Raw genomic sequence first — 14441 nt, forward strand, 5'->3', positions numbered from 1 at the left:
GACTCTAGGCAACTAGACATCTTTCTTCAAAAGGGAAACCATCTTCGTCGATGGCAACTAATACTTTTTTTTGCTTTGACGCCTCTAAAGTAAGATAAAGCCATGCAAATGACCACAATCCTAAGGTCAAGCAAAAAATGATAAAATTTAAGCCATGATTCACTACTTTTCCACCTTTAGAAAGGACAGCAAAAAGGAATTCATCATTTCTTTCTTCTAATGTAAATCCGTTATGAACCTTGCTTGATATCATACTAGAAAATACTTGAACGCTCTGTTCTTGACTCAATTGATTGCTCTTCATAATCCTCCATTAAAAAGTTAATCTAAATACTACTAATACTTTTCAGTATCCAAACTGAAAGTATTTTAATCTAAATAACAATTCGGCAACTGTTTTTATTGTCTTTTATATTATATTTTTTATGATATAAAGCAAAGTGCTGCTGAATTCTTAGCTAAAATTAGTTTTTATAAAATTAATAACAAAGTATTATACTGTTAAAATTTAAAAGTTAACAACTAAATATTAATAAATTAACTTTTATTAGCAACATTAAAAGATGGTGATTCGTAGTCTTTATTTAGATAATCTGCTGGAATTGTTGTTGTATTGCCGTCTCTCAGTGCGTTATAGTGTGGTGACATAATTTCAATTCCGGCTTCGTTAAACGAATCTTGAATGTTTTGGTGAAGGGAAGAATAAATTCGAGGCTGTCTTGTAGGTTCTTTCGTATAAACATTAATTTGGTACGATACATAAAAATCATCTAAACTGGTTTGAAGTACAAAAGGAATTGGTGTCTTTTCAATTAAATCAGTTTTTAGAGCTGCTTTAATCAAAGCTTTATGAATGTCTTTCCAAGGAACATCATATCCAATTGTAACTGTTGTATGAATTAATAAACCGTCAGTTGAATTTTTTGTATTCGAAGAAAAATTAGTAGAAGTACTGGATAAAACTGTCGCATTTGGAATGGTAATATCTTCAAATTTTGGCGTTCTTATTCGGGTAACCAGAGCTGTTTTTTCGATTACTTCTCCGCTGACATCGCCAATTTTAATAAAGTCGCCAATTTTAAAGGGACGCATATAGGTAATTACCAAACCGGCAACCATATTTGCAATAGCATTTGATGAACCTAATGAAAACAAAATACCAACAAAGACGGAAACTCCCTTAAATATATCAGAATCAGAACCAGGCAGATATGGAAAAATAATAACCAGCATAAAAGCATAAGCAAGAAGCCTAATAATATTGAACGTGGGTTTTGCCCAATCGCTATAAAATCCATCAACTTTTATATTTTCTTTATTGATTTCGTCTACAAAAAATTTAATTATTTTGAGTGTATATCTAAAAATCAAAATAATTACAATGATCGTAAATAGATTTGGCAGAAAGTCTACAAATCCCATTACAGCAGCTTTTATAGGAGTCAGTGTCCATTTTAGTATTGTAGTAGTGTAAGCCTGAGTTGCGGGGAAAATATTAAACAATAAAGGAAGAGCCAAATAAGCCATATAAACAATGAAATTATTTTTATAATACCAATAATGCGTAATGCAACAAACTCTTGTCTATCAGGCGTAAGTACATTTATATTGTTGTATGTAAATCCTTTAAAATATTTTTCTCTTCTTTTAGAAAAATAAGATTTTATAAAATTAAACACTTTCGAGGCAAGCAATAAAACTATGGTAAGAATTAAGATTAATAAAGCCGTATATCCGAGTCTTTTTGGCAATAAGGAATAGTTTTCATTCTGATAAACAACTGCTTTTTTTATAGCGTTAAAATTTCGTTTTGCTATATCTGAAACTGTTTTATTTTCAGATTTGGCATCAGCATCTAAAATTGACATTAAAACTAAATCCCCTTTATAAACAATATCTTGGCTTATATCAGAGGGAATAATTTTTAAAGAATCAGCCTTAAAGAGATCGTCTTCATAGAGAGAATGTATTTTTGCTGTAATTGCCTTTGCCCTATTTTCTGCAGAAAACGAACCTACTTTATTGTAGACATAAAAAAGAGTATCCTTAAAAGGACTGACCGGATATCCTTTTAATTTTGGCTTTACAGCAATTTGTGAAGTTTTTAGATTTTCTTTTTGGGCAAATAAAGACGAAGAAAGCAAAACAACTAAAAACACTAAAAAACAAATGAATTTCTTTTTCATATTCTACTAGAAATAAATTAGTTATCCTTTCTAACAAATATAAAAACAAAATAGATTCGATTTTAAATTACTTTTTAAATCTCAATAAGTCATATTAAATTTTGATTCCCACTTTTCTAAAAAGAGTATCTATAACCTTATTAATATCCGGGGATATATTAAACTTGTAGTTTAGATACACATACAAAATTGTTACTAAAACCGATTTTAATGCAATACTGATCAATTGGTAAAAAGGAAACTCCCAGAAATAAAACACTAAAAATAAAGCGAACGTCAACAGTATTGAATAGATAGTTTCTTTTGTAAAAGGGTATAAATGAAGTTTTTTAACAACAAAAAGAAGCTTTGCCAAACTGTATAAGGTAATAGACAATAATGTCGCAAATGCAGATCCGAAAATACCAAAGATCGGAATAAAAATCATGTTCAGTACAATGGTCAAAAACACTAATAAAAGTCCTAAATACAATACCATTCGGTAGTATTTTGTATTAAAAATAATAGCGTTGTTGTTCCCTAAAATCAAATCGAAATATTTAGATAATCCGATCATAAATACAACCGCAATTCCACCGCTATATTCTTTCGGAACCAATTCATATAATTGATTGATATTTACAAAAATGCACAGCATTACAAACCCTCCCACCATTTGCAAGTTGATTGATGTTTTCTTGTAAAGCTGATTTAGCTCATCATGCTTATTTTCATGCATTAATTTTGCTGTAATTGGATACACAATTTGATGCATTGCACGGCTTGGAACTGAAATTACCAAAGCAATATATGTAGCAACAGAATAATAGGCAATATTTTCAATTTTCATGTATTGGTTCAGCATCAATTTATCGCCGTCTAAAAGCAAGTTTGCTACACTTCCTGACAGGATAATGAAAAAAGTATATTCCATTACAGCTTTTACATTCTCTGGAATTGAAATCTGAAAGTTTGGCCTTTTAATGTAAAAAGCATAAAACATGGTTATTAAAAAGGCTACAAAATAAATTACCGCTGTAACGTATACAAATTCTACTAAACTGATCCACTTAAAGTAAAGACCAATTAAGGCGATGGTTGAAAATAATCTAAGTCCCACTTCTTTAACAAAATTTCCAAAAACAGAATGCATATGCACTCTCGCCCAGGCATAAAAAATTTCAAAATACGCCATACAAATTCCAATAAATGGAATTAGAAGCATAAACTCTCTGACTACAGGATTTTCTTTAGATACAAAATCAGTTATATCATCGTAAAAAAAGATACCGATTATCCCTAAAGGAATACACATCAAAACAGGAAATAAGGCTGTAAACGACAAAAACTGTTCGCGTTCTTGTTCTGTTTTATATTGAGAATAAAATTTAACTAATGTATTTTGCATCCCGATTGCAAATAGAGGCATAATAACATTTGCTGCAGAAAGAATATAATTCGTTAAAGCATAATAAGTTGCACCAAGAAAAACAGGATACAAATAAAGCGTATTGATGGCTCCAATACCGAAACCTATGTAAGTAATAATTGTATTTTTAAAAGACTGGTTTAAAACAATACCCATTTGTAAATTTTAGATTGTAGTCCCGATCCAGAAACTTCGGGACGGGATCAGATTTTAGATTAATTAGTCCTCAATCAACTGTGCTAATTGTTTGGTCAGGTTTTTTCTTGAATATTGCTGTAAACCAACGCCATTAGCTTGTAATTTTCCTTCCAAAAATTGATTATAAAAGTCCAAAATTACACTTTTTAATTTCGCTTTTTCAGAATAATCAAAAAATACTCCAGTATTGGTTTCTTTTATTATATCGGCAAAATCAGAACCATTAGGACCAATTGCAATTATCGGGCGATTTGAGACCATATATTCGAACAATTTTCCTGGAATAATACTTTTGGTATCTTCAGAATTAATTTCGATTAGAAGCAAAACCTGAGACTTTTTTTGATGAGCGATTGCTTCATGATGCGAAACATATCCAAGAAGATTCAAATACGCATTAAGATTAAATTCAGTAATACAATCTAAAACTTCCTGACTGACAGCTCCAATTAATTTAATTTCTAAGTGCGATTTAAAATCTGGGATCTCTTGAAGTAATTCGACTAAACATTCCCATAAAAACTTAGGATTTCTATCCGATAAAAAAGACCCGATATGCGCTAAAGTAAATTTGGCATCTAAAGTTTGTTTTTCGACATTTTCGATATCGTAACCGTTTGTAATAACCGAAATTGGTTTATCAGTAATAGCCTGAAATTCGGTCTTCGTAGTTTTGCTGGTCACAATAATAGTGTCGGCAGTATTTAAAACCTTACGTTCTAAATTTTTATGTTTTTTAGCCGCGTAAGATGACAAGCGCAATGCTTTATGATAACCAATCGTTGTCCACGGATCACGAAAATCCGCAAACCATTTTACATTTAATTTTTCTTTTAATTCTAAACCAATCAAATGCAGACTGTGTGGCGGTCCAGAGGTGACAATCGTATCTATATTGTTTTCTCTAATGTATTTTTCAAGATAAGCTACAGAAGGTTTTACCCAAAAAACACGCGCATCTGGAATAAAAAGATTTCCCCGGACCCAAAGAAATGTTTTATCTAAAAACGTCTGTTTTTTCTTTTGTGGAAAAATTCCAGAACTGATTTTCTTCGTTTTATTTTTTGAAAAAATTGAAGCTAATTGATATGGCTCCCAAATTTTATTTTTAAGAACAATGACTTTATCTGAAATTTCATTAACTAGACCTTCATCAACTATTGGATAAGTAGGATTTTCAGGAACATAAACAATTGGCTGAACATTAAATTCAGGCAGATACTTTACAAATTTCAACCAGCGCTGTACACCTGGACCTCCGGCTGGCGGAAAATAGTAAGTTATAATTAAGAGCTTTTTTTGTTCCATTAGGTTTATTCGGTTTCACAGAGACTCATAAAAAATTCACGATACTTCGCGAAGGTTTTAGATTTTATTTTGAGTGTCTTCGTGATTTTTTACTGAATCTTTGCGAAAGAATCTCTCAAAATAAATTCCACCAATTACAAGCAATAGCATTCCTATTGAGCTCGCTAAAGCAATTGTTCCTCCAGTTTTTATTACTTGAGGCTCAAATTTAAATTCAATAGTATGTTTTCCGCCCGGAACTTCCATTGCTCTTAAAACATAATCAACTGGAAAATGATCCGTCAATTTACCATCAACATAAGCATTCCAGCCATTTTTATAATAGATTTCAGAGAATACGGCTAAACCATCTTTTGCATTGTCTGATTCGTATTTAATATAATTTGGTTTGTATTCGACAACTTTGATAGTTCCAGTTGTATCCCATTGTTTTTTTAGTCGGGCACTTTTAAATTTGCCTTCGTGTTCGCGAACATTAAATACGGCTACTTTTTTAGTATCTAAATGATCTAAAGCTTTCATAACATCGTCTGGTTTATTTACCAGTTTTACTGAGCTTACAAACCAAGCATTTCCGTTGGCTTCAGGATTTGCAACAGGAACTTCTTTCCCCTCTTTATCTGTTTGAATAACATACTTAACATTTAACATATTAAGCACTTCAATATTTCCTTTTTGAATTTGATAATCCATTAACTGCTGCATTCTTCTTGGTCTTACAGCACTGTATCCTCCAATTGTTTTATGAAAGTATGACGATCTGCCTTGCAATTGTCCCTGTACATCAAATACGCGGTAAATCGATTTGTCTTCGAGAATTTTGGCATCAATTGGCGTTTCCTGAAATGGAGCTGCAATTTGCACCGGACTCACAAAATCTTTAGCCGAAACGTATCTTTTGTCCACAAAAAATAAATCAAATATCATTAAAATACCAACAATAATTAAAGTTGTATTTTGTGAAAATTTGTTTTTAATAAACAGCCATAAAATTCCAAAAGTAACCACAATAAAAAACCCTGAGCGCAATAGATCAGCAGAATACAAACTCATTCTGTCTTCTTTTAAAGCATCAACAAAAGCTGGTCCATACATTTGCATATAACTGCTGTCGCTCATTCCTGTAAAGTGGAACATGCTTTTAGCTATAACTAAAATGGCTAAAACTCCAAGTCCAAAAACGCCTGTCTGTACTAAAGCTTTTTGCTGCAGTTTTGGTTCGTCTTTTGCTTTAAAAAACGATTGTAAGCCCATAACTGCCAAAACAGGAATACACAATTCAAGAATGACCTGAATGGATGAAACTGCTCTAAACTTATCGTACATCGGAACATACTCAATAAAGAAATTTGTTAAGGTTGAGAAATTTTTCCCCCAAGAAAGCATCAAAGTAAATAATGCTCCTGCAAGAAATACGTATTTTATTTTTCTTTCGTCGATAAATAAAGCTAAAACAGCCAAAAAGAAAACCACAACTCCTATATAAGCGGGAGCCGAAACTATAGGCTGATCTCCCCAATATGTTGGCATTCCTGAAACAAAGTCTGCTGCTTGATCAGAAGGCACACCTTGTTCGATCATAAAAGAGTACATGCGACTGTCAGTACCAACATTTTCATGACTTGAACCTCCAAAAATTCTTGGCGCAATTAGGTTCAAACTTTCTGCAATTCCATAACTATATTCAGTAATATAATTCGTCGTCATTGACGCAGTGGTTTGATTTTTAGATCCATCAGGATTAAAAGTCAACTCACTTTTATCACGAATACTATATTTAGCGTATTCGCTTGTTGCCATTAAATTGGTCGCATTTGCGCCAACAGCAAAAATTCCGGCTACAGCTAAAGTACCAATCGAAATTAAAAGTGGCTTATATTGTTTTTCTTTAATAAAAGTAAAAGCAAAATAACCTGAAAGTATCAATAAGAATATCAATAAATAATAGGTCATTTGAAAGTGGTTGGCATTAATTTCTAATGCAACCGCAAACATGGTGAGCAAGCCTCCCCAGACATATTTTTTCTGAAAGACCAGTATAAAACCGGCAATAACCAGTGGCATATAAGCAATTGCGTGTGCTTTTGCATTATGACCAACTCCAAGAATTATAATTAAATAAGTAGAAAAACCAAATGCAATAGCACCAATAAAAGCTTTTAGCGGATCTGTTTTTAAAACCAGTAATAAACCGTAAAAGCCTAAAAAATATAAAAATAAATAATCAGCCGGGCGAGGTAAAAAACGCAAAGCATCATCTAGTTTTCCAATATAATCATTCGGGTAATTTGCTCCTAATTGATAGGTTGGCATACCGCCAAAAGCAGAATTTGTCCAATAAGGTTCAGCATTTTCTGCCGCTCTAAAGTCATTTTGCTCTTTTGCCATTCCGGTATATTGAGCAATATCCGATTGGAAAATTTGTTTTCCTTGTAAAACTGGATAAAAATAAATTAACGAAACGAGGATAAAGCCCAGTACAACAAGGGCATGCGGATAGAACTTATTTACTATTTTCAATTTAGGCTGGTTTGGGTTAAATGATGAATCCTATATATCTAGGACACAAACTTAATCTATTTCTTCGTAATCAACATAATCGCCAACCTTTTTGGTTTCGCGAGGATTTTTGGCATTAGCCGTATTAATGATTATTTCATCATTGTTAGTACGCGTTTTTTGCCATGTATTATCCTGACTATATTGTTGTTGTCTCTGAAAATTCTCCCCTGCTTTTTCAACTGCTTTTTTTACCAATACTGGCAAAAAGATTCTAGCTAAAAATTTAAAAATATAATAAAACGCAATGATCCACATTATCGTTTTAAATAGATTTGTAAAAGATGCTTCTTGCATAATGTATAATTTTTTTCCAAAATTAATAAATCCATTGTTTAAAATTAAAATATCAATCTTAAATAAATAATAAAATATAGTACATTTGAAATGCGTTATAACTTTTTAATCCAAAAATACATTTATGTTAAAAATTAAAAACTTATTTATTACAGCTCTTTTTTTTGCGCCCCAAATTTTTTTCGCACAATACACAGATGTAATTAATTCTAACCGTCCTGGTGAAACTATGTCTGCATATGCAGTTGGAAAATCAGTATTTCAGGCTGAATTTGGCGTATACGGTATCAAAGAAAAACACGATTTGCTTGATTATGATGCAAGCGGTTTCGGAACAGATTTAACCCTTAGATATGGTGCATTTCTTGAAAAACTAGAATTCATACTTGATCTTGAATATCAAATGGAAAATTTTGATACTCCGTATACCAGTTATAAAAAAAACAATTTCAGACAAACGGTTTTAGGAGCTAAATATTTGATTTATGATCCTTATAAAAATTACACAAAAGCCAAAAACATCTACAGCTATAAAGCCAACCATAAATTTGACTGGCATTCGCTAATTCCAGCAGTTTCGATATTTGCAGGAGCTAATTTTGTCGGTGCTGATAATCCGTATTCATTTTCTCCAGAATCGAGTATTTCTCCTAAAATAGCTTTGGTTACTCAGAATCTTTTTGGAGGCGGAAAATGGGTTTTTGTAACTAATATTATCGCTGACTATATAAGTACAGATTATCCTAGTTATGGCTACGTACTGACTTTGACACACGGATTTAATGACAAATGGTCTGGTTTTATTGAAAACCAAGGTTATAAAAGTGATTTTTACAGCGATGCTATCGTTCGTGGCGGCGCCGCTTATCTATTAAGTCCTGACATGCAGATTGATGCTTCCTTAAGTACAAATTTTAAAAATACACCTTCTATATTTTACGGAGGAGTTGGTATTTCTTGGCGTTATGACGGGCGCTACAAGGAAAAGCAAATGGAATTTAAAAAGGAAGAAAAAGCCAAAAAGAACAAAGACAATGATATGGAACGTCGTGAAACTGATTATCAGGAACAAGAAAGAAAACGTAAATCTAAATACGAATAAAATTTAATAACTAAACTTCTCTACAACTAGAGATTTCAATACCATTTTAATGATTACAATTAAAGAAGCCAAAACTAAAAAGGAATTAACAGATTATATCAAATTCCCGTTTTCGTTATACAAAGATAATCCATATTGGGTACCGCCCATTATTGCCGATGAATTAGAATCATTTGACAAAACTAAAAACCCAGCATTTGAAAATGCTGAGGCTTACTTTTATTTAGCATACAAAAACAACAAGATTGTTGGCCGAATTACTGCAATTATCAATTGGGCAGAAGTAAATAATCAGCACAAAAGAAAAGTTCGTTTTGGCTGGTTTGATGTTATTGATGACATTGAAGTAACTAAAGCTTTGCTTGAAAAAGTATTTGAATTAGGAAGACAAAACAATTTAGAACACGCTGAAGGACCAATGGGTTTTTCAAATTTAGATAAGGTTGGAGTTTTGACAGAAGGCTACGATCAAATGGGAACTATGATTACTTGGTACAACAATCCGTATTATGTAACTCATTTTGAGCAATTAGGATTTCAGGTAGAGAAAGAATATATTGAAAGTATTTTTCCATTTTCGAATGTTCATCCAGAATTTTTCCTGAAAGCTCAAGAATTAATCAAAAAAAGATACGGTTTAAGATCGCTGACGTTTACCAAAACAAAAGACATTATGCCTCATGTAGACAAAATGTTTGACTTGTTTAATGAATCGTATGCTAAACTAGCTTCTTTTGTGGCAATTTCAGACGTTCAGAAGGAATATTTCAAGAAGAAATACATCAGTTTTATCAATCCAGAATACATCAAATTTGTGGTAGATAAGGACGATAATTTAATTGCTTTTAGTATAGTAATGCCAAGTTTTTCTGAGGCATTGCAGAAAGCAAAAGGAAAGTTATTCCCATTTGGATTTATTCATCTTTTGAGAGCTAGGAAAAAGAGCAAAGATGTTGTTTTTTATCTTATAGGAGTTCACCCTGATTATCAAAACAAAGGTGTTACAGCTATTATCTTTGATGAATATTTTAAAACCTTCTCTGAAAAAGGAATTCAAAATTGTATCAGAACTCCAGAATTAGCAGAAAACACAGCAATTCATTTACTTTGGAAAAACTTTGACCCGAAGATTCACTGTCAGAGAAAAACGTACCTTAAATACCTTTAAAAAGCAGTATTCAGTCTCAGTATTTAGTTAAAAGTCAGGCAAAATGAAGGCAAAAAAATTTTTTATAAAAATTTGTGATGAATGCAAAAGTGAGTTTTACAAAGAATCCTCAGAAATGGAGAATCTATGTCCAGAATGTTCAAGCCATTTATATGGATATAAAAATTGCAATCATCAATTTGTAAATAATCGTTGTGAAAAATGTAACTGGAACGGAAATTCGAGTGATTATCTAGATAAAATAAAAGTACACAGATAATTTATCTTTCAAAAATATTAAAAAACAAAAAAAACCATTCTCCCCAAAGAATGGTTTTTTAGCTTTATAAACAAAAAATTGTTTATTTACTCAGCTTTACAGTCAACTTTTGTCAAAGTATTTTTTGGATCAAATTTTAATTGTTTTTTATCTTTAAAAGACACCTTGCCATTTGCTTCTACAGCTTCTGCATAGCCTTCAATTAATACTCCTTCTCTTTCTAAAAAAGCAACTTCTCTAACAGATGAAACTCCTTCAGACATAAAAGTATAATCTGCAATTAGTGTATCGCCTTTCATGTTCCCAATTAAACTTCCTTCATTTTTATCTTTTCCAGATATATTATAACTCAGTTTTCCGTTTACTTCCTGATGAGAGTTTACATTAAAACTCAATTCAATAATATTTCCGTTTGTTCTCGATTCATAACATTGATCTCCTGCTGGTTCAACAACTTGAGCTTCTTTTGGAGGGTTTGGTGCAATTTCTACTGGCTCTGCTACTTGATCTTTTTTACAAGAAGTAAAAACACTTAAAATAATTATTGTAATTGCTAATACTTTTTTCATAATTTTTTATTTACTGGTTACGATTATAAAATTACTCCAAATAAAAAAAAATCCACTCGTATAACGAATGGATTTTGTTACATAATTCCCATGTTTGGAATTTATTTGTATAAGAAATTAAGCGTCTAAATCTACTTTTGTTCTGCTTGCAATTTCTTTATATGTGCCGTTTTCTAATTTTTCACGAATTGCTTCAAAGGCAACCAAAGTTTCGTCAATATCAGCAAGTGTATGTGAAGTTGTAGGGATCATTCTCAACAAAATAATTCCCTTTGGAATTACCGGATAAATTACAATCGACAAGAAAATACCGTAGTTCTCTCTTAAATCGTTTACCATTACCATAGCTTCTGGAACACTTCCTTCTAAATAAACTGGTGTTACACAAGTATTTGTATCTCCAATATTAAAGTTTCTAGAACGTAAACCATTTTGCAATGCATTTACATTTTCCCAAAGTTTATCTTTTAATTCTGGGTGATTACGTAATAATTCTAAACGTTTCAACGAACCAATTGTCTGAATCATTGGCAATGCTTTTGCAAACATTTGAGAACGCAAGTTATATTTTAAATAATCGATAATATCTTTATCTGCAGCTACAAAAGCTCCAATATTTGCCATTGATTTTGCAAAAGTAGAGAAGTAAACATCAATTCCGTCTTGAACTCCTTGCTCCTCACCTGCTCCAGCTCCTGTTTTACCAAGTGTACCAAAACCGTGTGCATCATCAACTAATAAACGGAAATTATATTTTTCTTTAAGCGCAACAATTTCTTTTAATTTTCCTTGCTGACCGCGCATTCCAAAAACACCTTCTGTAATAAAAAGGATCCCTCCTCCAGTTTCAGTAGCCATTTTAGTAGCACGCTGCAAGTTTTTCTCCATACTTTCAAGATCATTGTGTTTGTATGTAAAACGTTTACCCATGTGCAAACGAACACCGTCGATAATACAAGCATGAGAATCTACATCGTATACGATTATATCATTTTTAGTAACCAAAGCATCAATAGTAGACACCATTCCTTGGTAACCAAAATTCAATAAATATGCTGCCGGTTTCATTACAAACTCAGCTAATTCATTTTCTAATTGTTCATGATATTTAGTATGTCCAGACATCATACGAGCACCCATTGGGTATGCTGCTCCAAATTGAGTTGCAGCATCAATATCAGCTTGACGAACTTCTGGATGATTGGCAAGACCTAAATAGTCATTCAAACTCCAATTTAAAATATTTTTCCCACCAAACTGCATTCTTGGACCTAACTCTCCTTCTAATTTAGGAAATACAAAATAACCTTCTGCTTGTGATGCCCATTTTCCTAAAGGACCTTTATTGTTTTGGATTCTTTCGAATAAATCTTTTACCATAATATATTTGAAGTAATAATTTTAATGTATTCAGCGTGCAAAAATAAATATTTAAAACTTATAAAAGTATTCAAACTAAATTTATTTTTCACCCTCTATAAATAGAAATGAAGGGTTACTCTTATCTTAATTGTCTACTGTTTTCGCACATTTCGGAAGAAAAAGCAATTTAAACCAAAGTTTACCGGTCAATCCATTTTCTAAAAACAGAAGTTTTTTGTGTACTTGTAACGGCAAATTCTTTCTGACCTTTGATGTAAATTGCTAATCTGTCACCAATATGAGGTGCTATTTTTTCTATTGCATTTATGGATACAATATCACTTCGGTTTATTTTAAAAAAAATTTCGGGATTCAATTGTTGTTCTGTGGCGATCAGAGTTCCGGTTAAGGGATATTTTTTATTGTTAAAATCAAATGCATAAAGCAACACTCCATCTGCTTGTATAAAAGCAATGTCTGAAACTGGCAGTAAATAAATCCCATTTCTTGTTTTGATCGTAAATCTTTGCTTATATATACTTGAAGCTTCCTGCTGCAATGATTTTTGCAATAATTGTAAAACATCATGACTTATACCTGACTTTGATTTGGTTTGCAAAGTGTTGCATTTTAAGATTGCTTTTTCAACAGACTCTTTTGTCAGGGGTTTTAATAAATAAGCAATGCCATTTCCTTCAAAAGCTTTCATTAAAAATTGATCATATGCGGTGCTGAATATTATAGGGCAATTAATTACTTGTTTATCGTAAAAATTAAAAACATTGCCGTCAAGCAATTCAATATCTGAAAAAATTAAATCCGGCTGCGCATTGCTTTCAAACCATTCAAAACATTGCGAAATGCTGTTCAAAGTTTCTAAAATGGTAAACGCAGGGTTTATTTCTTTTATAAAATTAATAAGCTGTTTTGCTGCCAAAGGTTCATCTTCGATAATTAGAACATTCATGATTTAAAAGATTTTAATTGATTGATCAAAGGCAAAGTCACAGTAAAGTTATCATTTTTAGAAATTGCAATCGACTGATTTGAAAGTAATAAATAACGCTCATTCAAATTTTCCAAGCCTGTTCCTGAAATGTCATTATGAAACATTTTTTCTTGAATCGCATTTTTAATTTCGATCTTATTTTCAGTTATTAAGATTGAAGTAACTAACGGATTTTGTTCATTTCCCTGATTGTGTTTTATAATATTTTCTAATAAAATCTGCAGACAACAGGAAGGAACTAATTTTTTCAGCGCATTTTGATCTGTAATTTCAGTTTTAAAAACGTAAGCATTTCCAAATCTTTGATTGAGCAGATAAATATAATCAGCTGCAAATGTCATTTCTTCATTTAAAGTAACTACTTCTTCATCTTTATGGCGAATTAAATAACGATAAATAGCAGATAAATGCTTTACAAATTCTTTTGCCTGGATGGTATCAATATCAATTAAGGATTGCAGGACATTTAGATTATTAAACAAAAAATGCGGTGCAATCTGATTGCTCAAAACCTTTAGATTACTTTCGGCATTTGCTTTTTCCAGACTTAAAATGCTTTGCTGTGAGGCATAAAACTTTTTCATTGCCAAAACAGAAAGTAAAATTCCCAAACTTTGTGCCTGAGAAATGACACCGCCAATAATATCCAGAAAATTCCAGCTTTGCGGTTTATGAAGAATTAGTCCGTAACCAAATCTGTAAAAAATCATCGAGAAAAAGAGCAAAAAAATTACACTCAAAACTGGCATCCATAATTTTTTGTTTTTTAAACTTAAAGGCAGAATGATGTAAATTAAAATCAAAACAAAAACGGTATCGATTATAATGTTATAAAGCAATGCAGTCAGGGCAACAGTAAAAGTTTCGGTTATAAAATAAGCAGGAATTAAAAAAAACAAACTAAAAATCCAGTATGTTGCTATAATAATCCAATCTGATTGGTTTGGACGCTGAATGTATTGCTTAAAATTTATCATTATGATCTCAAGATGTGTATAATTCAAATGTAACTTAAA

13 protein-coding genes are annotated in these 14441 nt (G+C 31.7%); 2 read left to right on the plus strand and 11 right to left on the minus strand.

Annotated features, from left to right (window positions below; all coding sequences use genetic code 11):
• Window positions 1-4 precede the first annotated feature (4 nt).
• The 7 genes from IR010_RS04410 to IR010_RS04435 form a co-directional block, all read right to left on the minus strand.
• A complete protein-coding gene (locus IR010_RS04410; protein WP_228515085.1) occupies window positions 5-253 on the minus strand; it encodes a hypothetical protein in 249 nt (82 codons plus the stop codon).
• Window positions 254-537: 284 nt separating this feature from the next.
• Window positions 538-1518: a mechanosensitive ion channel family protein gene (locus IR010_RS20090; RefSeq protein ID WP_228515086.1), complete on the minus strand. Its 981-nt coding sequence runs from the start codon at window positions 1516-1518 to the stop codon at window positions 538-540.
• Window positions 1455-2186: a hypothetical protein gene (locus IR010_RS20095; RefSeq protein WP_228515088.1), complete on the minus strand. Its 732-nt coding sequence runs from the start codon at window positions 2184-2186 to the stop codon at window positions 1455-1457. The genes IR010_RS20090 and IR010_RS20095 overlap by 64 nt, the downstream gene beginning before the upstream one ends.
• 94 nt (window positions 2187-2280) lie before the next feature.
• Window positions 2281-3750 carry an oligosaccharide flippase family protein gene (locus IR010_RS04420; protein ID WP_194601918.1) on the minus strand — a complete coding sequence of 490 codons (1470 nt, stop codon included), beginning with the start codon at window positions 3748-3750 and terminating at the stop codon, window positions 2281-2283.
• A 63-nt stretch (window positions 3751-3813) separates the two neighbouring features.
• The gene (locus IR010_RS04425) at window positions 3814-5100 is read right to left on the minus strand and encodes a glycosyltransferase family 4 protein (protein WP_029269068.1); all 1287 of its coding nucleotides are present in this window, start codon (window positions 5098-5100) and stop codon (window positions 3814-3816) included.
• Between the two features lie 57 nt (window positions 5101-5157).
• On the minus strand, window positions 5158-7620 hold the full coding sequence (locus IR010_RS04430) for a YfhO family protein (RefSeq protein WP_194601921.1): 2463 nt from the start codon (window positions 7618-7620) through the stop codon (window positions 5158-5160).
• Window positions 7621-7671: 51 nt separating this feature from the next.
• Entirely contained in the window at window positions 7672-7956 is a 285-nt protein-coding gene (locus IR010_RS04435; RefSeq protein WP_029269064.1) for a DUF4834 family protein, read from the minus strand.
• 124 nt (window positions 7957-8080) lie between these two features.
• Here IR010_RS04435 and IR010_RS04440 point away from each other — a divergent pair, with 124 nt between their 5' ends.
• Window positions 8081-9058, plus strand: coding sequence for a transporter (locus tag IR010_RS04440; protein WP_194601924.1), 978 nt, complete (start codon window positions 8081-8083; stop codon window positions 9056-9058).
• Window positions 9059-9107: 49 nt separating this feature from the next.
• On the plus strand, window positions 9108-10226 hold the full coding sequence (locus tag IR010_RS04445; protein ID WP_194566962.1) for a GNAT family N-acetyltransferase: 1119 nt from the start codon (window positions 9108-9110) through the stop codon (window positions 10224-10226).
• A gap of 345 nt (window positions 10227-10571) precedes the next feature.
• Here the strand turns inward: IR010_RS04445 and IR010_RS04450 are convergent, their stop codons facing one another.
• The 4 genes from IR010_RS04450 to IR010_RS04465 form a co-directional block, all read right to left on the minus strand.
• The gene (locus IR010_RS04450; RefSeq protein ID WP_194566964.1) at window positions 10572-11054 is read right to left on the minus strand and encodes a hypothetical protein; all 483 of its coding nucleotides are present in this window, start codon (window positions 11052-11054) and stop codon (window positions 10572-10574) included.
• A 117-nt stretch (window positions 11055-11171) separates the two neighbouring features.
• Window positions 11172-12434, minus strand: coding sequence for an aminotransferase class I/II-fold pyridoxal phosphate-dependent enzyme (locus IR010_RS04455; protein WP_029269056.1), 1263 nt, complete (start codon window positions 12432-12434; stop codon window positions 11172-11174).
• 181 nt (window positions 12435-12615) lie between these two features.
• The gene (locus IR010_RS04460; RefSeq protein WP_194601928.1) at window positions 12616-13383 is read right to left on the minus strand and encodes a LytR/AlgR family response regulator transcription factor; all 768 of its coding nucleotides are present in this window, start codon (window positions 13381-13383) and stop codon (window positions 12616-12618) included.
• Window positions 13380-14402 carry a sensor histidine kinase gene (locus tag IR010_RS04465; protein ID WP_194601931.1) on the minus strand — a complete coding sequence of 341 codons (1023 nt, stop codon included), beginning with the start codon at window positions 14400-14402 and terminating at the stop codon, window positions 13380-13382. Before IR010_RS04465 ends, IR010_RS04460 begins: the two co-directional genes overlap by 4 nt.
• Window positions 14403-14441 lie beyond the last annotated feature (39 nt).

Source organism: Flavobacterium sp. MR2016-29 (assembly GCF_015350695.1).
In the GTDB taxonomy this organism is placed as follows: Bacteria; Bacteroidota; Bacteroidia; order Flavobacteriales; family Flavobacteriaceae; genus Flavobacterium.